Raw genomic sequence first — 24,003 nt, forward strand, 5'->3', positions numbered from 1 at the left:
GTTGCAAAAATCGTGAAGCTTGAGCATGCTTGGCGGAGATTGGACGGACGGAACGATGACGGATTTCAAGTGGCGCCATTTCCAGGGTGATGTGATCCTGTGGGCGGTGCGCTGGTATTGTCGCTATCCGATCAGCTATCGCGACCTTGAGGAAATGCTGGCGGAACGCGGCATTTCGGTCGACCATACGACGATCTATCGCTGGGTCCAGTGCTACGCCCCGGAGATGGAGAAGCGGCTGCGCTGGTTCTGGCGGCGTGGCTTTGATCCGAGCTGGCGCCTGGATGAAACCTACGTCAAGGTGCGGGGCAAGTGGACCTACCTGTACCGGGCAGTCGACAAGCGGGGCGACACGATCGATTTCTACCTGTCGCCGACCCGCAGCGCCAAGGCAGCGAAGCGGTTCCTGGGCAAGGCCCTGCGAGGCCTGAAGCACTGGGAAAAGCCTGCCACGCTCAATACCGACAAAGCGCCGAGCTATGGTGCAGCGATCACCGAATTGAAGCGCGAAGGAAAGCTGGACCGGGAGACGGCCCACCGGCAGGTGAAGTATCTCAATAACGTGATCGAGGCCGATCACGGAAAGCTCAAGATACTGATCAAGCCGGTGCGCGGTTTCAAATCGATCCCCACGGCCTATGCCACGATCAAGGGATTCGAAGTCATGCGAGCCCTGCGCAAAGGACAGGCTCGCCCCTGGTGCCTGCAGCCCGGCATCAGGGGCGAGGTGCGCCTTGTGGAGAGAGCTTTTGGCATTGGGCCCTCGGCGCTGACGGAGGCCATGGGCATGCTCAACCACCATTTCGCAGCAGCCGCCTGATCGGCGCAGAGCGACAGCCTACCTCTGACTGCCGCCAATCTTTGCAACAGAGCCCGCCGTGCTAGTCTGCTCGGTGATGGTGGAGTGAAGCCAACCCGCAATCGGGTTATGAATCTGCATCGCGATTCGCAATCAGCTGTCTCTTGAGCATGTCGAACTCCTGCGATGTTATCTCGCCGTGCTCGTGCTGCTACACCAACTTGTCCAACTCATCCGCCACACCGCTCCCCACCACCTGCGATGGCCAGGTTGTTTGCTGGGCGCATTGGCGGAGTATCGTCTCGACCCGGGACACCCACACCGGCACAACCTTACGGGAGTGATTCACTGTCAAAGAATCGGCCCGGTGCTCTGACGCAAGTATCGGGATGGTCACCATTTGTAAGCCGTAGACCTGAGTGGTGATCAAGACTTCGATACCACCGACCGTACCGGTACTAATCGACGACGGTCGTGTTCGTCGCCTGCCGCAGGGACTCTGCACACCTCCGTTTACGCATGTGCCTGGAGGAGTTGGAAATCGTCGTGTTCGGGAAACATTAAACACAGGATGGCAGCGATCTGAGCCAGCACATGATCAGCTAGCTCACCATCCGGATCGACGGCCCACTGCATCGTCGCGCCAGCGATGACCGAGTGCAGGAGCAACTCAGCTGCCGCAGGAGCACCTGGGGGCAGTCGCTTGCGGATCCCCTCCACCACCGCGCGGTTCCGCTGGATCGCAAGCGTGCGTAGCTCCGGCACCTGGAGCTCGTACCAGGAGATGAGATAGTTCACCGAGAAGTCGTTGCGAGTGTTCATGCTCCGAACGAGCACCTGCAAAAATTCCCAGAGCCCTTGCGGCCCTGCGCCTATCGGTATCGCATTCAGGTAATGCCGCACCTGCTCGACGCCGCGCTCCATCATCCTCACCAGCAGCGTATCGCGGTTGGTGAAGCGCTGGATTAACGCTGCGCGGGAGAGCCCCACCTCCTTTGCTACTCCGCTGAGCGTGAACTCTATGGGACCGCAACGCTTCAGCACTACGGTGGCGGCCTCGAGTACCTCGTCATCGGACTTGAGCTTGGGGCGGGGCATCAGTGTTCACCTTCTGTATGGGTTGGGGCGGAGGCTGTGGCTGCCGCCGCCATTGTAGCAAATTGAAGACGGAGCGAGAGTAGAGCCACGAGCCCCGCAAACACGGCCGATACAACGAGGCCAGGGAGCGGACCAGCAAGGTCGACAAACGCGCCGGCCGCAAGCATAACCATGGGCGAGGCTGACAGCATCACCGCCGAGACCGTGCCGAGTACCCGGCCGAGAAGTTCTGGCGGCGTGCGGTTGTAGATGGCAGCGTTGAGAATGGGAGAGACTGAGCCGGTCAGCAGTCCCACGAGCGCGCCCAACAACATCAGCACCGGCACGCCTGGCAACTGTGAAAGCAGAAGCGAGCCCACCGCAGAGCCACAAAATGCCACCGCCAGCCAGTTCTGCGCTGATATCCGGGCGCCGACCGACGCATGAATGGCAATGCCAAGGAGACCACCAGCCCCCATCATTGAGGAGAACAGCCCGAGCTCTGCTACTTGGCGTCCTGCATCTACAAACAGCGCAGGCATGATGACGCTGCCGTTGGCGCCAACGATGCCCACGAAGATCATCACTATACCAAAGAGAGGGCGCAGCAGGGGTTCGCTCCAGAGAAAAGCGACGCCGGCGCGCATGGAGAGAGTCGCCGTCGTGGTCATCGTCCGAGCGGCACGCGCGGGAAGCACCCACGCGCCGAGCAGACCTGCAAGGACGGAGCAGAACGCCGTCAGCCCGAGCGTTGGCGCAGCGCCAAGCAGGCCGATTGCGGCCCCCCCAAGGGCCGGGCCACCTAGAATCGCGACGTTCCCGATCACCGCTTTCAGTGACGAGACGCGCTCAACGGAGAGCCCGGCGACGTGGCCGAGTTTGGGCAGCTCACTGTCCTGCGCGGCCATACCGGGTGCGTCGAACGCGGCACCGAGCACCACGCAAGCGATCAGCCCAGTGTTCGAGAGGGCGCCAACGGCATCGAGCAGTGGGATGCTCGCCATGGCCACGCCGCCCACCACACCCGAGATCAATGCGACGGGCGCGCGCCCGAACCGATCGACGAGGCCACCACCAACCCACGCGCCGATGATGGTCGCGATGACGCTGCTAGCGGCCGTGGCGCCCGCCCAGGCCGCGCTCTTTGTATGAGACAGGACGAACCATGGAAGCGCGAGGGCCGCCACCGCGTTGCCGATCCGGAAGAGAAAGGTCGCCGCGAACAGCGTCGCGAGCGGGCTATATCGACGTTCGCTCATTCCGCTGCGGCGAGCTGCGCCTTCGCCGCAGCGAGGTACTCTTCGTTACCCGAGTCGAGGGCGAAGAGTGCGTAGGTGACCGCCCCGAACGCAAGGCGCTCCGCGATGTGGTGGGCGAGCCGCGGCCACACCCGGCCACCGGCCGCTTCATACGTGAGGAGGAGCTTCGCGAGCCCCTCTTCACCAAAGACCATAAGGTGCGCGGCCATGTCGATGGCAGGGTCATCAACGCGGGCCTCGCTCCAGTCGATCATCCCGCTGACGCGCTCCGTGTTGTCGATGAGCACATGGCCCACGTAGAGATCGCCATGCACCACCACGGAGAAATCTGGCCACGACGAATCGTCGTCGAGCCAGCGCTGCCACCGGTGGAGGCGCTTGTCGTTCACCACGAACTCGCGTCGGACGCGGTCAACGTCGTCGGCCACCTTCTGACGGGCCTGCGTCGGTGTACGGATGAGCATCCCCGCATCCACGGCGGCGGAAATGGGGACGGCATGCAGGGCGGCGAGCGCGGTCGCGAAGCTCTCCGCGAAGACCTCCGAGTCCTGCGGCACGACCCAGTCGGGCGTGGACGAACCAGGCTGGATGACCATCGCAGTCGAGTCTTCGAGCATGGGATAGGCAACGAGCTCGGCGTTGGCCACGCGCCAGTCCGGCACCGCGAACGGCAGGCGATTCTTGAGCATTGCCAGCACCCGCGCCTCTGGTTCGACCTTCGCGCTTACCTCGGCTCGGCGCGGGATGCGCAGCACCCACCGACGTCCATCGTCGACGGTGGCGATCACGATCCTATAGTCGAGCCCAAGCTCATTGACAGTCAGCGGGCCATGGAGCTTGAGCCCATGTCGGGCTGCAAGTGCGTACAGTTGGGAGGTATCGGCGGTCGTGACTACGGTCATGATTCACTCCTGAGGGCTTGACGGGTTTAGCCACCTAAATGTAACAGTCACGTCGGTTATATTCAATCCGGCACTGTTGCAAAGTTAGCGATGAGGCAGCCTTTTGTCTTATTCAAAGGCCTTACATTTCAAAAACTCTGCTTACCAGGCGCATTTCGCCCAGGGGATCACCATAATAAAATGCTGAGGCCTGGCCTTTGCGTAGTGCACGCATCACCTCAATACCTTTGATGGTGGCGTAAGCCGTCTTCATGGATTTAAATCCCAGCGTGGCGCCGATTATCCGTTTCAGTTTGCCATGATCGCATTCAATCACGTTGTTCCGGTACTTAATCTGTCGGTGTTCAACGTCAGACGGGCACCGGCCTTCGCGTTTGAGCAGAGCAAGCGCGCGACCATAGGCGGGCGCTTTATCCGTGTTGATGAATCGCGGGATCTGCCACTTCTTCACGTTGTTGAGGATTTTACCCAGAAACCGGTATGCAGCTTTGCTGTTACGACGGGAGGAGAGATAAAAATCGACAGTGCGGCCCCGGCTGTCGACGGCCCGGTACAGATACGCCCAGCGGCCATTGACCTTCACGTAGGTTTCATCCATGTGCCACGGGCAAAGATCGGAAGGGTTACGCCAGTACCAGCGCAGCCGTTTTTCCATTTCAGGCGCATAACGCTGAACCCAGCGGTAAATCGTGGAGTGATCGACATTCACTCCGCGTTCAGCCAGCATCTCCTGCAGCTCACGGTAACTGATGCCGTATTTGCAGTACCAGCGTACGGCCCACAGAATGATGTCACGCTGAAAATGCCGGCCTTTGAATGGGTTCATGTGCAGCTCCATCAGCAAAAGGGGATGATAAGTTTATCACCACCGACTATTTGCAACAGTGCCGTCCAGCGGATATCAGCGCTGAAAGATGATGGCTGAGCGTGGAGGCAGGAATCTCAAGGTGCTTCTGCAGTTCGCCAACCGGCAGGCCTTCATGACCCGCCCTGACCAGCTCCCGGTATATGCTGAGACGTGTCGGGTGGCCCAGTTCTCGAAGTGCGTTTGCAGCAGTGTTTAAATCCATAATACCTCCTTTATCTATATTTCCAGAATAATAGAAATATAGCCTGCGTCAATCGTTTCTGCCGTGAGGGTACCGCTTTCCCAATCATGCTCTGTCCGCCAGGTTATGGGGGGCAGAGCCAGAGCACTACCGAAATCCTTGCGAATACCCGTGCAGGGAATAATTTCCGCCCCCTTTATGGCCGGAAAAAAAACTGATAAACGTCGCCTTTTCAGAAGGTTGCTTTCTTAACGTGGTTTTTCGCATGGTTGGACCTCAGACCCCTTAAACAGGTTCAGTATTCTGCCAGAACGTTTTAGTCGTTATGGGCGTCCGTTAGTTTTCTACTAACTGAACGACGACTAGCCTGCCGCCTTCCTCCTTTGACAGAACAAACTGAGCGTTATTCGTCAGTTCAATTTTTTCACCAATGGCAATCTGTCGTTTATCCGGTAATGACATAAGCCCATTTATGCCTTCATTTACTAACCACCACTGATCGTTATGGAAAACAAAATACCCAACTCGTTTCCTTTGTGCATCGGTTGTGCGCTCATTTGGCGCAATGAGGCGATTCACATGCCACGCATAGATTGACTGCCCGCTCCACACCATCAACCGGTGATCGTCAGGACGATAACTGCCTTCCTTTCGGGATGAATATAAATTTAGAACCGGTAATTTACCCTTGTATGGCGTACCGCAGTAGGGACAAACCGGCTTTGTCTTACCTGAGAAAACGTACCATTTCTGTTCACACGCCTTGTTCTGGCAGGGCTGTATCAGATCGACTGTTTTAACCAGGGCACTTTCCCACTCATCGGCGGTCGGGCGTTTAGTGGCATCGTGTAAGCCATCAATAAAGGCGCGTTCAAACAAAGGCGTCAGATAAGGGCCCATGATGGTGTAAGGAATTTTCTCCGGGTCAGCCCAGGGCAGTGAAAAGGAGGATAGCTGACTGACTTTGACTGCATTGCTTTTGTCTGTCGGATGTTCAATGAAGAGTGCCTTCTCACCCATAGATAAGGTCTCATCACGTACTTCATCCGACATGTCATGTATTTTTCCGCCACGTAGCGGATGACGGAAGAACAGATACATGTAGATAAGCACCGACAGCGCATGACGGTCAGTAGAAATGCTTGGCAATACGCGGTTCGGATCCTCTTTGGAAAGATGGCTGGTTTTCACCACTTCCGGAGCGATAAAATCCGGGGTGCCCACGACGTCGGGAGGATACTTTCCAGGGACAACCAGGCCGTCTACGTCAATGATGCAGGCATGTCCCATTTCTGGATCGATAAGCACGTTTTTATAGCTTAGATCGCTGTGACAGAGACCTGCCGCATGCATCCTTCTGACGGCTCTTGTTAGCAGCAGACAGACCTTGAGATAGGTAAGCGTATTGCCTCGTTCACGTGGGTCGAGAAATTTATTCTGGTTGCTGGCGCTGGCAAACCATTTGCCTTCCTTTTCACGGCCTTTTATGCCAAGAAAATCATCGTTTTTAGAGCCGTATTTAAAGAAAAAGTAGCTTTTGTAGGTTGGAACCACGATGCCGATTTTATCCCCATGCTCAACAACGTGGGTCGGCCAGCAAAACAGGTCCTTCCAGTATTCACCTCCGGACTGGCCAAAAATGTTTTGCCTGTAGCGTCCGGTGATCATATCAATCCGATCCCGGGCCTGCTCGTTCTGCGGTTTATGATAAAAAGCGACGACGTATGATTTATCAGGCGAGAAGTAAACATCCTTCATCGAGCCCGAACCAATTACCTCGTCAACATACTGGACTGTTTCGCCGTCCTTTGTTTTGCACGTAACAATATTTGCCATATTGATCACCGAAGAAGCGTATCCCTTACCACAACACCGCAATAGTGCGGTCATCGTGGTTCCCTGTGGAGAAAAAGTTAAGCCAGTCGCCTAACCTCTCAGGCGCAATACTGGCGTCTGTAAGGACAGGGATGAGCTCATCAAGGAGACGGGTCCATTTTTCGTCACTGCGAAGCCCGTTATCTGTCTCAAACAGAGGGTCTGATACGCCATCTGTCATGAGGATCAAGTGAGATACATCATTCCATTTACCCACGCTGATGCGGCCGCTAAACGAGGGGTCTGCGATAATGCTCTGGTCAAGAAAGCGGGTTTGTCCTGCGTATTCTCCGCTATCGGGATTTCCCAGTATCCTGACTTTACCGGAAGGGCTGTATGCACCTATCGCACCATCACCAAGCCAGAATGCAGCCGCAAACAGCTCATTATCAGTTCGTAGCGCTACAGTTGCCAGTAGGGTTGTTGAATAGGATTTCACAGGTTGTTCTGCACAAATGGCTTCGTTCTGGATACTGTTGACCGCGAGCGTAGCTGCCTGTTTAAAATGATGAAGCATGGCGTTTATGGTTGCCTGCTGATCGCTCCCTTCCCACGCCGTGATGTGCTGCTTTAGATGGACGCCTTTCAAACCACTGAGCTGATTGAAAAGGTAATCGCCAGCCGTTTGGACTGCAATCCGGGAGCCTTCCCGGGAATTTACCGCACTACCGGCCCCGTCTGCGACCAGCATGACAGACCATCCTGTTTCCTGGCAGTGGTTGATATAGAAGTCGTCATCTCTGAAGCTCCCGGCATGCTCATGAGATCGTCCCCGGCGACTGGCGGCAGCAATACGTATGTCACCCCTGACCAGGCCAGCAGCGTCCAGATGGGACTTAGGGTAGGAAGCGTCTGCTGGTGGCTCTACCACCTTCCACAGGCTTCTCGGATCGGGATTGACTATAAAAAGCTGTTTTGTTTCGCATTCGTCGTGCGAAGCGCATGACCAGAGTACTGAAAGCTCTATATCGCCGCTTTCGGTGGGTGTACCTGTCAGCAACTTATGCTCTTTGTCAAAGGTCAGGCCAATGTTCCTGGGAAAGACAACGTCCCTGACAGTAGCCTGCTGGCCCTCATCCAGAACTATAGCAACCGGCGAAGAGAAACGTTCGCCTGCGCGGGCGTTGGGAATAACTATTTTAGCTCTCGGGGGAACGGCAGGTGGCACAGCTAATCCGGCCCGCTGCTGGCCTGTCGGTATCTGCCCGGGTTTTAATACCAGGGAAGACAGGTTTTCGTCTTCCCTCTGTGCTGGTTTATCAAATTCGTAATAAGGCATCAGCTTCCAGAACGGAGGATGAGGTTCATTTTCTGGCAGGGGTTGCAGTAATGGTGTATCGGTAGCGTCAATGCCCGGGTTATCTGCATCACTTACGACCGTTTGTTGCTGATCGGAAAGGCTGGATGCTGACGAGGGGGCGATCTCTGCGTCGTTATAACCTTCGCTAACCCGCGCAGATAAACCCTGTGCAAGGCTTTCAATCCGCTCTTTAAGCCGCATAATCTCTTCAGTAAGGGAAGGGTCGTGCGATAGAAGAAAAAGCCGCTCACCTTCTACAGGGTGGCCCAGCTCAGACAGCACTAAGCGGATAATCTTCTCTTCAAGTAAAGCATTTTGCGACATCAACCTCTCCCTCTGTTTACGTCGAAGTTAGTGTTTCCGCCATCATTGCTGAATGACAGACCTGTTTCACACCACGGGCAGATCACGTCATCCGGGCCGTCAATGCACAGCAATTTTCCGCATGAGCACAGGGCAAACGCACTGGCATTACCGCAGTGAGGGCAACCCGGTACGCCATGCAGTTCGCTGGTGTTTACCTGCAAACCGGTAGCGGTGGCATCTGACCATGCAAAATAGTCCTCATCGATGGGATAGCATCCGGCAATATTAAAGCTGTTCAGGTTCAGGCTGAAATCGAGCCCGGAAATCCTTGCTGGTGGCCGTTCATACTTCATCAGATACGGACGACGGGTCTTGCTGCAACGGCCGGTAAGCGTAACGCAGTTTTCGTCGTACGCTTTTACTGGCTCGTCCTTGGCCAGCCGGACTATGTATTCAGTCTGGCTGAGCTCAGGTTGTTTGTCGTCTCCGACGCTGCGGCTGTGCGCCGTAACCGAGGCTGTGATCCATTTGATGAAGCGGGTAAAGTCCCCTTCCTGAGACTCGGTGAACAGCATGACATTCTCTGTCAGTTGCCGCAGGGTATTCAGGTCCGCTGACGGCCCCAGGCCAACGGCAATGAGATTCACTTTACTCGCGTAGTGATCCTTCCAGCGCTTCACTTCTGCGGTTGTGTCGTCAGTCGGACGTCCGTCGGTAAGGAGATACACGACGGGTTTCCAGTCGCCTTTAGCCTCATGAGTGGTTTTTCTGACCTGGGTATCAATTTGTACGGTCAGCTCACGCAATGCGGCCCCAAGGCTCGTACCGCCGCCAACGGGAAGGCGGGGAGGGTAGAACGAGGCAATTTCGTGAAGAGGTACAATCGTACGGGCTACACCGGCAAATGCGATTACCGAAACCCAGGCTGTTTCAAGTGCGTGTGGATCCTTTCTTAAATCTCCGACGATCATTTGCAGACCATCAGTCATTTTTTTCAGGTTTTCACCAATCATGGACTCTGAACAGTCCAGGACAAAAAACACGGGAAGGCGTCTCATAATTTTCCTCGTACGGCTGGTACGGCCAGCAGAAAACGTTGCTGTACAGAAAGGTGCTGCCCGGAAAGCAGCACCTTTCTGTCTGTCAGAGCACCAGCTGGATTTCTGGTGGAGGAGGGGGAAGGGTATCAGTTCCGTTATTGATCCCCGCGCTTGTGCTGCCGGAAGACACGCTGGCCGATACCCATTTAAAGAAACCTGCAAACGCGGTTGAATCTAGCGTCTCCAGAGACACAACCTTATCGGTGAGCTGTTTTAAGTGCTCATGGCCTGCTTTAGGACCAACGGCGCAGGCAATGATGGATCCGAATCCCCGGCCGCGAATCGCTTTTACCGCTTCACCGTACGCCAGGGCATCAGAAGGGGTTCCATCAGTCATCAGGAATACCAGAGGACGCCAGTCTCCTTTGGTATCACCATCTGAGCGACGTACATCCCGTTCAACACACTGCATCAGACATTCAAGGGCAGCACCGGTGAACGTCCCGCCTGCGCTTGGCACAACGATGTCAGAAAACTGGAAGTCTTCCAGCGGCGTGAGAGGAATGAACTCACGCGCCTCATTGTCATAGGTGATAATGGAGATATGAACGCTTTCGAGGGCGTAGGGATCCTGGCGAAGAGCGCTAAGCATCGCCTGAATTCCAACGTTAACGGAATGGATGGACTCACCGCGCATCGAGCCGGATGTGTCGATAACAAGGTAAACAGGCAGGCGGCGCATCACATGTAATTCCTCAGGTGCGAGACAAACGAATCTGATTCTGAAGGCTCACCAATTGCCCTGAGTTTCCAGCCTGTAGCCTCGCGTATCAGCTCGGCAAAAACCATGGAGCGCTGGCTGGCGAAGGCGGGTCCGCCAGAAAGATCGAATCGTGCCATTTCAATATTACGGGCATCTACTGCCCGGATGAAGGCATTCTGAACTTTACCAAAGTGCTGCTGGAGCTTTTCACCATTGTAGATCTGAACGATGAACACAATTTTCTCGTACTGAGCGTCAAGGGAATTCAGGCGCACAATAATTTGCTCATCGTCACCGTCACCGGCTCCGGTTCGGTTATCGCCCGTCAGCCAGATATTTCCTGACTTATGGCGAAGGCTGTTGAAAAAGATGATATCGCCATTCACAAGCGTTGGTTTACCATTTTCCACATTGCCGAGATCGGTCACCTTTCCGGCTGAATTACACAGGAAAGCGATCACATCAAGGTCGTATTCTTCTTCTTTTTTACCAAAGATCCCGCCGAGGAAACCTTTCTTTTCCTCATTAATATCCCAACCCAGGCCGATAGTAACGGACGAGAGATCGTATTCATTTTTTTTCAGGCTTACGCCCTGGCCTTTGCTCAGACTGACAGACATGACATCCCCTTAATTAATAAAATTATAAGACCACGTTTACTTCTGGCGGCGGTGGTGGCAGGTCTTCAAGACCGATCACTTCTTTTTTGCTGGACTCCACTTTCTGACTGCCTACCGAAATGCTCGCACTGACCCATTTAAAGAAAGCTTTAATCGTCGAACTGTCAGCTGTATCGAGCTGAACCACGATTTCAGTGATTTCTTTGAGGACGCTGGTATCGGCATCATGCCCGGCTGCACATGCCACAACAACGCCGGTTCTGGCCGCTTTAAAGTCATTTAGGCCTTTACGCCAGTCATCATTCGGACTTCCATCCGTCATCAGGAATACAAGGGGACGCCAGTCACCTTTAGTGTCAGCCGTCGTTTTCTGTACTTCTTTGGCAATGGAGCTGGCCGTCAGGGTAAGCGCTTCGCCAAGAGAGGTGGTGCCGCTGGCTGTTAGTGCTGGCATCTGGAAACTCAGGAGGTCTGTCAGGGGGACTGCCTGTCGGGCTGAAGAATCAAAGGTGATCACTGACACGTAAGCCGTTTCGAGTGCATACGGATCCTGTTTCAGCGTGGTAAGCAGCGTCTGAACGCCATTCTTAACCGCTTCGATAGGCTCTCCGTGCATAGAGCCGGACGTGTCGAGTAGCAGATATACGGGTAAGCGTCTCAAATGTAATTCCTTCTTAAGAGATCGGAAGAGGAGAGTAGTTTCAGGAAGAGGCCAGAGTTTGTAGATTTGATAAAACGGCACGACATCTGTCGGGTGGAGATTAAATACTCAGAAGCGGCATTAAAGAAATAAGTTAACCACCATTGAATTACCGACATGTGAATGGCCTCTTATCAGAGAAAAAAATTCAGACCGTACTGGAATATAAGATTTCTGAAAAAAACTCCGGCAAAAATAAACTTTCTTATGTATGAAAATCATCATACATCACAGATCTGCATGAATGGAGTGTAAATCGCCCAAAGATTGATGTGTAGCACAAGAGGATGTCAAGACACCAGGTTTTGTAGGCAGAAAGGCGCTGCTGACATTGCGGGAGGAGAATAGATCAAAACTCCGTCACGCAGATACAGAGGTGAAATATGACAAAACCGGGGTTTTCACCCCGGTCTGAGATTTAGCGTCAGGACTTTTTAGCGCTGTATTCTTTTATCAGTTCATCAACGGAGTGCAGAGCCAGCTTCTCTACCGCTTCACTTCGGGTCGAGCCACTCAGCGCAGCCAGACGGTCAATTTTTCTTAAAATCCGCATGCGTAGCGATAATGACACGGCTGTTTTTTTATCCTTATCGAGTACGACCTTCCCTGTGGACTCACCGGTTTTCAGTTCAGCATTCTGTGCGAGCGCTTCATTCATCCGGCGAAGGGTCTTTTTATCCAGCTGGCCCGGATTAACGAGATGGTATGAATGACCTGCCTTGCTGTATTTGATCTCCGCAGAATATGACTCGCGTAGCTCTTTGAGTGCCCGGGTTAATGTCGGCTCTGAGCATTCCAGACTGGTTATAATGTCGGCAGCGGAAACGGGCTTGCCGGTGCCCAGTAAGTTGGCAAGCTTAAAAATCCGGGCCTGTCTGGTATTTAATTGCATCGTAAGATTTAGCCTGCTTAAAGGGTTAGTGGTTCAATAGGCTGAAAAATGAAGGTACTGCTCATCTTTCGAATAACCGGTTGATCGCCTAACGCTTCAACCGGATCAATGTGTTCTAAGCCTGCAAAATTTACTGACGACATCTGGCTGCGACTGCATTTGCAGGACAGGATATACTCATCCTCCAGATAGCCGGTCCGCTTACTGACCCGTTGCGTAAAGCCTGACACAATCACGTTGTCGAACGGTAGCGTATGTAAAACGATACCGACCAGGCGGAACAAGCAGCCATGGACGTGGCGGGCATAGTTTTCGCGTACGGCTTTTTGCGTCATGGCTTTTTCCGTCAGCTCCGTGCCCCGGGCATTAACGCCGTAAATCTTATCAGGGAAATCTTCAATCTCAGCTAAATCAACATCCAGCAGGACTGCTGATAGCTCCGGCTTTACTTCAAATGCAACAAGCGTTTCACGCGGCCATTCAGTTTCTGCCAGCACACCCGCCAGGTATGATTCGAAAAACGCGGCGTCTGTCCGGAACTGCTGCCGGGCATCTGCCTGAGCCGTGGCGAGCCGTTTTTCATGTTCTTCAGCCTCAAACTTCCAGTTTGCATACTGTTCGGCCCAGGCCGTCCGTTGTTGCTGGTACCGGTGCTGTCGAAGGGTATTCTCACGCTCCACATCAATCAGCTCCTGCTGCCACCGGCGAAGATTTTCGGCGTGGCGCTCAGCTTTAGCTGATTCCGATTCAAACCATTTACCCAGAAAACTAATGCCTTCGCTCTCGGCAGGCTTTTCCGGCAATGCAAGATAGTCTGGCTTTTCTGGACGCACCGGTGCCGGAACCTGAAAAGGCGACGTTCTGTTATGCAGGTATACTGCTTCCAGCTCTGCCCAGCTGATGCCTGTTTTGGGATCCGGCGTCAGCTCGTGAATATTACGGATTGCGGTCACCGCTGACATGAGATCAGCGGCTTCCTGCTCAAGCGCCTGTCTGAGCCCCGGGTCGGTAGCCGTCCGGTTCCCACCTCCGGAACGCGCGGCCCGGTCAAGCCGGGTACGGTAACTCAGCCCGGTACCGGGCAAGCCCAGATTGGCATAGGTCCCCCGGCTTCCAAAAGAAACGGAAGCACCTCTCGGCCCGACACTCAGGCTCGGTGCACCGTTACTCAGGTTGAGGCGAACACCAGGAATAATGTTGATCGACTTTCTGAACCTGAACCCCATTATGATTTCCTTAATGATGCTGGGTCACGGTAAGTAATCTGATTCCATCAGCGCTTTGCTCGTTCTGTAACCCATAAAAACTAGCTCTGTCCAGAATGCCAGCCGCCCAGCGGCGATGTGTGGCGGGTTCACACATTGCTCCCTGCGACTTAAACACGGCCTGGGTAGAGTTCAGGATCCGCAGAGCGTCAGAATGCTCACCCTGAGTGACCATCAGCGCGTTTTGAATGACCTCTATCTGACCCGGGTGAATGGCCGTTTTCCCAACAAGCCCATGTGCCATATCAAGAGCCAGCTCTCTGGCCATTACGGCATGATCGTCAATATGCTCACATACGGGCGCGGTCAGGGCAAAATCACGCGGGCCGAAGACCGAAACGAGCATTTTGATGACGTAGCCCATCGGGCTGTCATACAGCGTCAGGTCCCGGGGACGGCGAAGCGACACAACGTTCATAAGATCGTTGCCGCCGATTCGAAGCGCAATAATGCGGTCGTGGCAGGGATGTTCCACCAGACGGGTGGCCAGCTCGCGCATCTGAACCACGTCAAAGACGTCTTCTGTTTCCAGCGTTGGCATCATGCACAGGTGAGTCCCGCCCATGATATCCCACCATTCAGCTAACGAACTGAGGGTAAATTTCGGCAACACAAACCCGTCGACAGCGGAAAGATCATAATGCGCTTTTAACCATCTGCCCATGTCGGCATGCCGGGGGCGAATGAACACCAGAGGCCAGTCATTTTTACCCAGGCTACGCATGCTGTTACTGAGCTCGTGCAGCAGGTGCTCCAGATTTTTGAGGGCGATGGGGATGTCTGCTTCACTGACAGCATCCTCAAGGCAAATTACCAGAGAGCGCAAACCCGGGATTTTCCCATGCAGGACGGCATCAGCAATATCTTCCCGTGTTGCAGGCATGTATAGCGTGGCTCCCAGATTCCAGGGAGAAAGACGATTTTTCATCAGAGTACCTTCTTGATAATGGTTACAGCCCGATACTGGCCGAGGGTTCCCCCCATTTCTGTAACAACTATTCCCTTTTCACGAGCAAGCCCTACAAGCAAGGCAACGTCCGGGTCGTCAATAGAACGCACAAATATATGGTCCGGTACCCGACGCAATACAGCCCGGGTTGCTTCAGCAATACCGGGTTTAATACGATTGACGCTGTCCACTTTAAATTCATCGGCCAGGAACGCGATAACGTCGCAACTTGTCTGCCATAAGATCCGGGCTGACTCCGTATTCCAGCTCAGGGGAGCGAGGGATGTCGGTGTTAACTTCTTACGGAAATGAGCGACGGTATCGACAAACATCCGGCTGCATTCGAATTCACTGAGATGCTCGCAAACCATGCACCCATGTAATCCTTCAGAGGACCATACTGACCGGGAGATCAGACCTGATACCGGCGCACCCATGATGCCAAAAGGAATGAGCCAGTCATCATCACTTGCTGCAAGCCAGGAACAGCCACAGGGATCGGCCAGGACAACCAGTCGCGGCTGCTCAGGATAGCCCGGGCGATCTTTCAGTGCGCGTACAAGCTCTCCGGTAATTGCGCCTTTACCTGTCCATCCGTCAACAAAGACAATACCGCTGGTACCATGCCGCTCTTCAATGACGTCGAGTGCTGCACCGTCAATTCCACGATCCCGGATGATGCTGATGCCGTAATGCCATGAGGTTTTCCCCATGTCACGCAGGGCCTGGTGCAGCATAACGCCGAGCGGTACGCCAGCTCTGACAAGACTGGCCAGTACAATGGGCTCATCACCGAAGCGTTCGGCCAGAGAAATAGCGAGCTGTGTGACTTCTTTTGCAAGCCTCTCTGCGCCCCGATCCAGCGCCCGGTGAAACAAATCAAGATGCCATTGTGTTGGTGCTGGCTCCTGGCTGAGCATGTCTGAATAATGTTTCTTCCCGGACTGAATCAGCTCTTCTTTTTGATCAACCGGCGTCATCTCAATGACAACCGGCTTTAGCAGAAATTCCACGTCACCGGGCTGGTATGAGCCGGTAAATGTTTCATGTGGCTGCATTTTAATTTTCTCCAAAAATTCGCTGTGAAATGGCATCTGCAAACTGACTCTGACGCGGGATGCCAAACCAGCTGCACAGTTTCATAAAACGATGATCGCTCAGGCTGTCGCCCAGACCAATTACGGGGAAAACGCCGCGTTCAGCTCGAAGTTTTTCAAGCAGCCAGCTGACGGCCAGCCCTTTCTCAACCGGGGTGGGTAGCCAGGCCACGTTATTACTGTTGCGGTGGATGTAGAAGCCCTCGGTCGGAAACACCGTTTCTATCTCATCTGCAATGGCATTGAGCTCGTCAAGGCGGGTGCTGTCGCGGTGTTTCATCACCATATAAACCGCCGTTTCACCGTATTCGAAGTTCAGTCTTGCCCAGGCATTAATCCCTTTTGCGTCCATCATTTCAGTTATCAGTCGCTGCATCGATGTCAGCTTTTCCTGATAGGGAGCCAGCTGGCCGAGCATATGGGCCTTCCACTCCTCGTCGGGGTTGCCTTCAGGCGTGAGAATGACGGCCCCGTGCGTGGTGATTGCCCAGGAGTGGAAAGGGATCCGTACGCGGCTGATTTCTTCAGTTCCCCGTGCGGTAACGGGAATGAGTTCAGCCTGCTCCAGAAGCCAGTCCACTAACATGGACTGTTCTTCCGTCATAAAGCTTCGTGGATTCAGGGTACGATCAACGGCACCGGTACGGAATGGCTCCAGGGCCAGCTCGTCCACCATTTTACGACGGGTCTGAAAGAGCGTGTCGTCAAGGTCGCTCAGAACAACGGGTTTATTCATAGGTAACAATCTCCACGACGGGCGCAACCTCAGCCAGCGCCTTAAGAAGCTGCGCGTCAATACTTTCTGCGGGTGTCTCAGTACACACAAGAATGCGGTCAAACTGCTGGTGGGCGACGTTATAGACAAAATTGGGGATGCCCAGCCCGTAGTTATCCGTAAAGGAAATGGCGGACTCAATGGCATAACCAACGGCGATAGGGGAGCGGGTGGTCGAACCGTAAAATGCCTTTGCCCCGGCAGCTTCGAGCCGTTCTGCAAGCAGGAACGGCTCCCAGACGAATTCCCCTGTCCCGAGAACCAGAACACGCTCCCCTTTGCGGACGGAAACCTCATGGCCGAGATCGGCCGCAGGTGCGAGCATCCCCAGTCGACCCCATGACTGTTTCCCCTGGATGTCCCATTCTCCGCGTGAAGTTACGTTGACTTTCGGCATGTCCGGGACCGGTGCATCTGGTAATGTGGTCCATCCCCACTGACCGCTTACAAGAGAAACAGAAGTGACGGGTAAGGTGCTGCGCTCGGACAAGGCTTTGCCACTCCAGTCGGTAAGCGTAACGGCGATAACCTGTTCAATATGTTGAAGCTTGCCGGTATTACGCAGGGCAGAAAGCAGGTTAATAAAGGTATTACCGGTGGTTGCCTCGTCATCAATCAAAACCAGCGTTCGCGCGTTGGTAACACGACGTCTTTTCTCTTCATCATCTGGCAGATAGATCAGATGATCAGTGGCGTGGCTGTGTTCTTCCTTGAACTCGCAAAGCAACGTGCCATCAACCGGGTGACGGGTAGAGGTCAGATATACAGATTCACGATGCTGGTGGCGCACTTCATCAAACACACCGGCCCCAAGCCCAACGGCGGTTTCAGCCATACCGATAAACAGTACGGGCCCTGTCAGCGTTGAGGGGAACTGGCTGGCAAGCTGTCTGTAGGCCTGCCGCATGACTGAGGGTGGCACGGGAATGTGCCTGCCGAGTACTTTGCTGACAAACAGAAAGGCGCGTTTCGGGTTACGTCTTTCAGCGATATCAAACAGGTCATCGAGCGAAACTTCACCCTGATCGCGGATTACCTGAATCGTACCGCATGAGAGGGTACGGCGATAAATCATATCTTCGAGGTTATCAGACATAAACACGCCTTAATTCAAAAGGTTAGAGAGTGATTCCGGGTATGCAATTACATCCGTAATGGCTCTCACCGCAACCGGAGAAAAGGTGTTTTTAGCGCTCTGGCGCACCATATCTTCAGACATCAGACCGAGCTTAAAGGCAGCAAATAACCCAGGAAGGTTCACCCCGCTGTGAAGGGTATAACCCACCCCCCCTGACGGACGCATGTTGGTTTCAAGCAGCACCGGGTTGCCATTCACATCGTTTCGCGTCTGAACATTCACCAGCCCGTCGGCCTTCATAACCCGGGCGCAGTCACACGCCAGTTCCCAGGCGCTACCTTCGTTTACCAGATACTGGATAGCCCCTTCCTTACGGCGTCCCACGGCTGCGAGTATTTCGCCCTTATCCGCGAGGATATCGACGGAAAATTCCGGGCCTGGCAGGTACGGCATCAAAACAAGGGGTTTAAACGACTCAGCAGCTGATGCTGCTGCAATATACTGTTGCGGACTGACCAGACGATGTTCGGGATGATTAAAGACGGCCATAGGCGAAGCACTGTCATCAAAGCGCCAGAATCCCATGCCATAGATACCCGTCACCGGCTTCACGCATACCGGGCTGTCAGTGAACGGCGGGGACGCGAGGTGTGTCTTTAATTCTGCCAGCGTATTCACCCTCCAGGATGGTACAACCGGGAGTCCCTTTTGCTCCATAAACTGAGCAAAAGTAACTTTTTCGTCAGCCAGAGTTAACCAGTCGACGCTCGTTGCACCGGTAGTAAGGGTGGCACCGGTCGATTCAATGGCTGAACGGTGTTCTTCAAACCACTGGCTGTTACGGCCAGTATGAATATGGTGGATGCCGTAGGTCTGAATGGTTTCCTGAATAAACTGGAGACGTTTTTGAGGATCTTCAGGTTCAGTCAAAGAATAATCGGCAACGGAAAGGATTTCATTTCTTTCGTTACGGTGGGAGGCAAAAACGGTAATGGCAAAATTATTTTTTTGTGCAAATGATTTTACCCCCTGAATAATATCTCGCTGGGAGGATAAACCTTCCATAAACCAAATTTTCTTGTTCATTTTTTTTAATTATCCGGAACGTCATGCAAATTTATGATTGAGAAGTGAGTCTATGAGTGTCTAAGCTACATGTCAATCATAATATGATTAATAACTTCTGTGGTTATGAAGTGAGTCAGTATTTTTTGGATTCCAGATAAAGTATTGATATTTAAATTAAACATAGAAAATTAACACCCTGAAAAGGTTTTCTTTTTTATGTTTTTACAGAAAACTACCAAAATTTCCCTTGTCAGAGAACTTCATCATGATATGATTTTCTTCGTCAGTTAATAAACAACCCTTTGATTGTCTCGGTCATTACTATTTTAAGGAATAGAACATGGTTTCATTAGTTAAGAACCAGACGGTATCACTCAGCAAAGAATCATCTGCATTAAGCCAGCTTCATTTCGGTCTCGGTTGGGATCCGGTTAAGAAAAAAGGTCTTCTTGGAGGATTGTTTGGAGGCAACGACTCAATCGATCTCGATGCTGGCTGCGTATTAATGGACAGCACCGGTAAAACAATTGACACCATCTGGTTCCGCAAACTGGAATCCACCTGCGGCGCTGTTGTGCACAGTGGCGATAACCTGACCGGTGAGGGTGACGGTGACGATGAAGTGATTAAGGTCAACCTCTCCCGACTGCCTGCAAACGTTGAATACCTGGCGTTTACGGTAAACAGCTTCCGTGGTCAGTCGTTCAATGACGTCGAAAACGCGTTCTGCCGCGTTGTCGATCAAACCGGCAAAGAGCTGGCTCGCTACAAGCTGACTGAGCAGGGCTCACATACCGGGATCGTTATTTCTTCGCTGCACCGTAATAACGGCAACTGGGACTTTACCGCCCTTGGCCATGCCTGTCGCGGCCGCACAATTGACGATATGCACTCCGATATCGTTTCAGCGGTTATCCGCTAATGAACCTGACGCCGGGGGGCAATGCCCCCGTTCCAGCCCAGGAGTTGCGGGTCCGGATCACCTCGGGCGGCCAGGTGGATGCTTCGGCGTTTCGCCTGTATGCCGACGGGAAGGTGCAGGGTGATGCGGACATGGTGTTCTATGGTCAGCCACGTAACGATGATGGTACCGTCAGCCTGGTCAGTGAAGGCCAGTACTCAACCTTTACTGTCGCGCTCAACCGGCTGAAACCTGATGTCCAAAAAATTGCGTTCACCGTGACCTGTGACGGTGGGCAGACGGTGTCCGGTCTTCGTAATCTTTCCATCGACGTGGAGCAAGGGGCTACCGGCCTGGTTAGCGGCAGTGTCGAACTGAGCGGCCGTCAGGAAGCAGCCTTAATTCTGGGTGAATTTTACCGTCGTAATAATGACTGGAAATTCCGCTTTGTTGCGCAGGGGTTCAACGGTGGACTTAAACCGCTGGCAGAGCATTTCGGCGTAAATATTGCCGACGAACCTGCTCCCGCAGCCCCGACTCCTCCGGTTGTAACCCCTCCGCCAGTTGAGACAAAAATCAGCCTGAGCAAGGTATCGCTGACAAAAGAGAAGCCTGCAATCAGCCTGACCAAACGGGATAACTTCGGTGAAATCCGGATCAACCTGAACTGGCACCGAGGCAGCGGCAAATCCGGCTTTGCAGGCATGTTCGGCTCCAAAGGAATCGACCTGGATCTGGGGGCCTTTGTTGAGCTTCAGGACGGGTATAAATCGGTCATTCAGGCGCTCGGTAATGCATTCGGTGATTATCGCGATGAACCGTATGTTCAGCTCAAGGGAGATGACCGGACGGGTGATGTATCAGACGGCGAGTGGCTGCATATCAATGGACGTGAATGGAAGCATATCCGCGAAGTGCTGATTTACGCCTTTATTTATGAAGGTGTTCCCAGCTGGGACAAGACTGATGGTGTGGTCACCATTCATGTGCCGGATCAACCGCCCATTGAGACCCGCCTGACCGAAGGTGAAAACCGTCGCACATTGTGCGCCATTGCCAGACTCGTAAACGAAAACGGTGCAATTAAAGTCGAGCGAATTAACCAGTACTTCAAAGGCCAGGACGAAATGGACCGGGCATTTGGCTGGGGATTTCGCTGGAGCGCCGGTTCTAAATAACACAGCAACAAAGGAAACAGGTATGAGCTTTTTCGACAAGGTAAAAGGTGCCATTAACTCTGGCCGGGACGAACTGACCCGCCAGGTTGGCCGTTTCAAAAACAAAAAATTTATGCACGGCACCGTTGCTGTATGTGCCCGTATTGCCGTATCGAGTGACGGCGTGAGTTCGGAAGAAAAGCAGAAAATGATGGGCTTTCTTCGCTCTTCAGAAGAGCTGAAGGTATTCGATACCAATGAGGTGATCGAGTTCTTCAATAAACTGGTTTCAAGCTTCGATTTCGATGTTGAAATCGGCAAGGGCGAAACCATGAAATACATCCTGGCGTTGAAAGATCAGCCTGAGGCCGCTCAGCTGGCCTTACGTGTTGGTATTGCCGTTGCAAAAAGTGACGGTAACTTCGATCAGGACGAGAAACTGGCCTCCCGCGAGATCGCTATCGCGTTGGGCTTCGACCCGGCTGAATTTGGCCTCTGATCCACATCCCTAAGGGTAAAATATGGTTTCCACACACATCGGCTTCCCGACTGAAACGGTCATTGTTTTTATTGCGCTTTCAGTCGGTGCCATCTTTATTGACCTGTTTATGCACCGTGATGACAAGCCAATCTCGCTTAAGAGTGCGGCGCTCTGGTCCGTATTCTGGGTTGTGGTTGCGATGGCATTTGCCGGTTTCCTCTATATCCACCACGGTGCTGAGGTTGCCAGTCTGTTTGTCACGGGTTATGCGCTGGAGAAAGTGCTGTCGGTCGACAACCTGTTCGTCATGATGGCCATCTTCTCCTGGTTCGCCGTTCCGGATCGTTATCGCCACCGTGTTCTCTACTGGGGGATCATTGGTGCCATTGTCTTCAGGGGCATCTTTGTCGCCATCGGTACGAGCCTGCTGAGTCTGGGGCCGTACGTTGAAGTTGTCTTCGCTATTATCGTTGCCTGGACGGCGGTCATGATGCTTAAAAGCGGTGATGACGATGATGAAATTGAGGATTACTCCCAGCATCTGGCTTACCGCATGGTTAAACGCTTCTTCCCTATCTGGCCGAAGCTCAGAGGGCATGCCTTCCTGCTTAACCAGAAGGAAGTGGATGCCGAACTGGCGAAACCAGAAAACAGCGATGTCACCATTGGCCGTGGTAAAAAAGCGGCGCTATATGCGACCCCGCTGTTCCTGTGTGTGGCTGTGGTTGAACTCTCGGACGTAATGTTCGCGTTTGACTCGGTACCGGCAATCATTGCCGTCAGTCGTGAACCGCTTATCGTCTATAGTGCCATGATGTTTGCTATCCTGGGCCTGCGTACTCTGTATTTTGTCCTTGAGGCACTGAAACAGTACCTGGTTCATCTGGAGAAGGCCGTTATCGTGCTGCTGTTCTTCATCGCGGCAAAACTCGGCCTGAATGCGACCGATCACATCTGGCATCATGGTTACAGCATTGCGGCTACAACCAGCCTGTATGTTGTACTGGGTGTACTGGCGCTGGGCATTCTCGCAAGCGTCATGTTCCCGGGCAAACCTGAATCTGAGGAAAAGGGGAGTTAATCCCCTTAAGTGTTAACCTGAACAATTACTAATCGAAGAGGTTATTTTATGAGTGTTTCTCTTTCCAAAGGCGGGAACGTCTCCCTGAGTAAAGCAGCTCCGTCAATGAAAAACGTCCTGGTGGGCCTTGGCTGGGATGCGCGTTCAACAGACGGTCAGGACTTTGACCTGGATGCTTCAGCATTCCTGCTGGCCTCAAACGGCAAAGTGCGCGGCGATTCAGATTTCATCTTCTATAACAACCTGACGTCATCCGACGGTTCCGTAACGCACACCGGCGATAACCGCACCGGTGAGGGCGATGGTGATGATGAATCGCTGAAAATTAAACTGGACGCCGTCCCGTCTGAAGTTGACAAGATCATCTTCGTTGTGACCATCCACGATGCTCAGGCTCGTCGCCAGAGCTTTGGTCAGGTATCCGGTGCGTTTATTCGTCTGGTTAATGACGATAACCAGACTGAAGTCGCTCGCTACGATCTGACCGAAGATGCGTCCACTGAAACCGCCATGCTGTTTGGCGAGCTGTATCGCCACAATGGTGAGTGGAAATTCCGCGCAGTAGGCCAGGGTTATGCTGGTGGTCTGGCATCTGTATGTGCTCAGTACGGCATTAACGCGTCCTGATCGAAAAGTAACTTTTCATATCCGGGGCTGTTAATTCAGCCTCATTCAACTGTTTGCAGGAGCTAAAAATGGCAGTTTCTCTCGTAAAAGGCGGCAACGTATCTCTGACCAAAGAAGCACCAACCATGAATGTCGCTATGGTTGGTCTGGGCTGGGATGCCCGTGTAACCGATGGTCAGGGTTTTGACCTTGACGCTTCCGTATTCGCAGTAGGTGAAGACGGTAAAGTGCTGTCAGATGCCCATTTCATTTTCTTCAATAATAAAACCAGCCCTGATGGCGCAGTAGAGCACCAGGGCGACAACCGTACTGGTGAAGGCGACGGCGACGATGAGCAGGTCAAAATTGATCTGACCAAAGTCTCAGCAGACATCAAAAAACTGGTGTTTGCCGTTACCATCTATGATGCAGAAGCGCGTAAACAAAACTTCGGCATGGTGAGCAACAGCTTCATGCGCGTTTACAACAACGACAACGGCACGGAAATTGCCCGTTTCGATCTGTCTGAAGACGCCTCAACTGAAACCGCAATGGTCTTCGGTGAACTGTATCGCCATGGCGCTGAGTGGAAGTTTAAAGCTGTCGGCCAGGGTTTTGCCGGTGGCCTGTCAGCGCTTGCTTCCCAGCACGGCGTCAATGTCTAAAAGACGCTGAGTCTGACCCCGGCAATGCCGGGGTTTTTTTTGGGTAACGATCCGCTATCAGCTGTTGAATCTGAGAAAGGGGGCCGGGCGTTTTCAGAAAGCAGAGTAATGTTAATTCTGGCGTGAACCTTTTTGCAGGACCCGGGTTTATCTATGGTTGCTGGTTAAGCCAGTATTCCGTGCCTTATATCAACAGCATGCCCCTCGGATATATGTTACTTTTGCGATTTATGAAGGAACGGGATCTGGAACATAAGATACCCGGGCAATGAAAATTCAAATTCAACAGGTATAGAAA

The 24,003-nt window shown here is 53.2% G+C and carries 24 protein-coding genes and 1 pseudogene; 7 read left to right on the forward strand and 18 right to left on the reverse strand.

The genetic code is table 11. The annotated features are described in order from the left end of the window. The first annotated feature begins 55 nt into the window (after positions 1-55). A complete protein-coding gene (locus L3069_RS25315) occupies positions 56-820 on the forward strand; it encodes an IS6-like element IS6100 family transposase (RefSeq protein WP_001389365.1) in 765 nt (254 codons plus the stop codon). Positions 821-1,312: 492 nt separating this feature from the next. Here the strand turns inward: L3069_RS25315 and mphR(A) are convergent, their stop codons facing one another. From mphR(A) to L3069_RS25405, 18 genes and pseudogenes are all read right to left on the reverse strand, one after another. Further along, a complete protein-coding gene (gene mphR(A), locus L3069_RS25320) occupies positions 1,313-1,897 on the reverse strand; it encodes a macrolide-binding transcriptional repressor MphR(A) (RefSeq protein ID WP_001137892.1) in 585 nt (194 codons plus the stop codon). Further along, entirely contained in the window at positions 1,897-3,135 is a 1,239-nt protein-coding gene (mrx(A), locus tag L3069_RS25325; RefSeq protein WP_000004159.1) for a macrolide resistance MFS transporter Mrx(A), read from the reverse strand. The genes mphR(A) and mrx(A) overlap by 1 nt, the downstream gene beginning before the upstream one ends. Further along, positions 3,132-4,037, reverse strand: a complete 906-nt coding sequence (locus tag L3069_RS25330) for an Mph(A) family macrolide 2'-phosphotransferase (protein ID WP_000219391.1) — start codon at positions 4,035-4,037, stop codon at positions 3,132-3,134. The genes mrx(A) and L3069_RS25330 overlap by 4 nt, the downstream gene beginning before the upstream one ends. A 121-nt stretch (positions 4,038-4,158) precedes the next feature. Then, on the reverse strand, positions 4,159-4,863 hold the full coding sequence (locus tag L3069_RS25335; RefSeq protein WP_001067855.1) for an IS6-like element IS26 family transposase: 705 nt from the start codon (positions 4,861-4,863) through the stop codon (positions 4,159-4,161). A 64-nt stretch (positions 4,864-4,927) separates the two neighbouring features. Continuing rightward, positions 4,928-5,107: pseudogene (locus L3069_RS25340) on the reverse strand (ArsR/SmtB family transcription factor); the annotation flags it as partial. A gap of 315 nt (positions 5,108-5,422) precedes the next feature. Beyond that, entirely contained in the window at positions 5,423-6,922 is a 1,500-nt protein-coding gene (locus L3069_RS25345) for a helix-hairpin-helix domain-containing protein (RefSeq protein ID WP_032662300.1), read from the reverse strand. 25 nt (positions 6,923-6,947) lie between these two features. After that, a complete protein-coding gene (locus L3069_RS25350; protein ID WP_111971777.1) occupies positions 6,948-8,585 on the reverse strand; it encodes a PP2C family serine/threonine-protein phosphatase in 1,638 nt (545 codons plus the stop codon). After that, complete coding sequence (locus tag L3069_RS25355; protein ID WP_045899550.1) at positions 8,585-9,625, reverse strand: TerY-C metal binding domain-containing protein; 1,041 nt, start codon at positions 9,623-9,625, stop codon at positions 8,585-8,587. Before L3069_RS25355 ends, L3069_RS25350 begins: the two co-directional genes overlap by 1 nt. 85 nt (positions 9,626-9,710) lie before the next feature. Then, complete coding sequence (locus L3069_RS25360) at positions 9,711-10,349, reverse strand: VWA domain-containing protein (protein WP_001253658.1); 639 nt, start codon at positions 10,347-10,349, stop codon at positions 9,711-9,713. Then, positions 10,349-10,990 carry a TerD family protein gene (locus L3069_RS25365; protein ID WP_000116681.1) on the reverse strand — a complete coding sequence of 214 codons (642 nt, stop codon included), beginning with the start codon at positions 10,988-10,990 and terminating at the stop codon, positions 10,349-10,351. Before L3069_RS25365 ends, L3069_RS25360 begins: the two co-directional genes overlap by 1 nt. A gap of 22 nt (positions 10,991-11,012) precedes the next feature. Beyond that, positions 11,013-11,651 (reverse strand): VWA domain-containing protein, encoded by a 639-nt coding sequence (locus L3069_RS25370; RefSeq protein ID WP_001388628.1) that lies wholly within the window; start codon positions 11,649-11,651, stop codon positions 11,013-11,015. A 463-nt stretch (positions 11,652-12,114) separates the two neighbouring features. Beyond that, positions 12,115-12,582, reverse strand: coding sequence for a tellurium resistance protein TerW (gene terW, locus L3069_RS25375; protein ID WP_001176767.1), 468 nt, complete (start codon positions 12,580-12,582; stop codon positions 12,115-12,117). 17 nt (positions 12,583-12,599) lie between these two features. Next, the gene (locus tag L3069_RS25380) at positions 12,600-13,808 is read right to left on the reverse strand and encodes a DUF4236 domain-containing protein (protein WP_000506888.1); all 1,209 of its coding nucleotides are present in this window, start codon (positions 13,806-13,808) and stop codon (positions 12,600-12,602) included. 10 nt (positions 13,809-13,818) lie between these two features. Further along, complete coding sequence (locus tag L3069_RS25385; protein WP_040113322.1) at positions 13,819-14,775, reverse strand: HpcH/HpaI aldolase/citrate lyase family protein; 957 nt, start codon at positions 14,773-14,775, stop codon at positions 13,819-13,821. After that, positions 14,775-15,854, reverse strand: coding sequence for a cysteine protease StiP family protein (locus tag L3069_RS25390; RefSeq protein ID WP_040113323.1), 1,080 nt, complete (start codon positions 15,852-15,854; stop codon positions 14,775-14,777). Before L3069_RS25390 ends, L3069_RS25385 begins: the two co-directional genes overlap by 1 nt. A gap of 1 nt (position 15,855) precedes the next feature. Then, complete coding sequence (locus L3069_RS25395) at positions 15,856-16,629, reverse strand: hypothetical protein (RefSeq protein ID WP_001040062.1); 774 nt, start codon at positions 16,627-16,629, stop codon at positions 15,856-15,858. After that, positions 16,622-17,764, reverse strand: coding sequence for a phosphoribosyltransferase domain-containing protein (locus L3069_RS25400; protein ID WP_001282603.1), 1,143 nt, complete (start codon positions 17,762-17,764; stop codon positions 16,622-16,624). The genes L3069_RS25395 and L3069_RS25400 overlap by 8 nt, the downstream gene beginning before the upstream one ends. Before the next feature lie 9 nt (positions 17,765-17,773). Further along, positions 17,774-18,832: an ATP-grasp domain-containing protein gene (locus L3069_RS25405; protein WP_040113324.1), complete on the reverse strand. Its 1,059-nt coding sequence runs from the start codon at positions 18,830-18,832 to the stop codon at positions 17,774-17,776. Between the two features lie 322 nt (positions 18,833-19,154). Between L3069_RS25405 and L3069_RS25410 the strand changes: the two genes are divergently transcribed. From L3069_RS25410 to L3069_RS25435, 6 genes are all read left to right on the forward strand, one after another. Then, on the forward strand, positions 19,155-19,736 hold the full coding sequence (locus L3069_RS25410) for a TerD family protein (RefSeq protein WP_040113325.1): 582 nt from the start codon (positions 19,155-19,157) through the stop codon (positions 19,734-19,736). After that, complete coding sequence (locus L3069_RS25415; protein WP_001054786.1) at positions 19,736-20,893, forward strand: TerD family protein; 1,158 nt, start codon at positions 19,736-19,738, stop codon at positions 20,891-20,893. The genes L3069_RS25410 and L3069_RS25415 overlap by 1 nt, the downstream gene beginning before the upstream one ends. A 22-nt stretch (positions 20,894-20,915) precedes the next feature. Next, a complete protein-coding gene (locus L3069_RS25420; protein WP_000007448.1) occupies positions 20,916-21,371 on the forward strand; it encodes a tellurite resistance TerB family protein in 456 nt (151 codons plus the stop codon). Positions 21,372-21,393: 22 nt separating this feature from the next. Further along, positions 21,394-22,434 carry a tellurium resistance membrane protein TerC gene (gene terC / locus L3069_RS25425; RefSeq protein ID WP_000255079.1) on the forward strand — a complete coding sequence of 347 codons (1,041 nt, stop codon included), beginning with the start codon at positions 21,394-21,396 and terminating at the stop codon, positions 22,432-22,434. Between the two features lie 48 nt (positions 22,435-22,482). Beyond that, positions 22,483-23,061, forward strand: coding sequence for a tellurium resistance membrane protein TerD (terD, locus tag L3069_RS25430; RefSeq protein WP_000116680.1), 579 nt, complete (start codon positions 22,483-22,485; stop codon positions 23,059-23,061). 68 nt (positions 23,062-23,129) lie between these two features. Beyond that, a complete protein-coding gene (locus tag L3069_RS25435) occupies positions 23,130-23,705 on the forward strand; it encodes a TerD family protein (protein ID WP_020996162.1) in 576 nt (191 codons plus the stop codon). Positions 23,706-24,003: the final 298 nt, after the last annotated feature.

Origin of the sequence: Enterobacter cloacae complex sp. ECL411 (assembly GCF_021869665.1) — a bacterium.
Taxonomy (GTDB): domain Bacteria; phylum Pseudomonadota; class Gammaproteobacteria; order Enterobacterales; family Enterobacteriaceae; genus Enterobacter; species Enterobacter intestinihominis.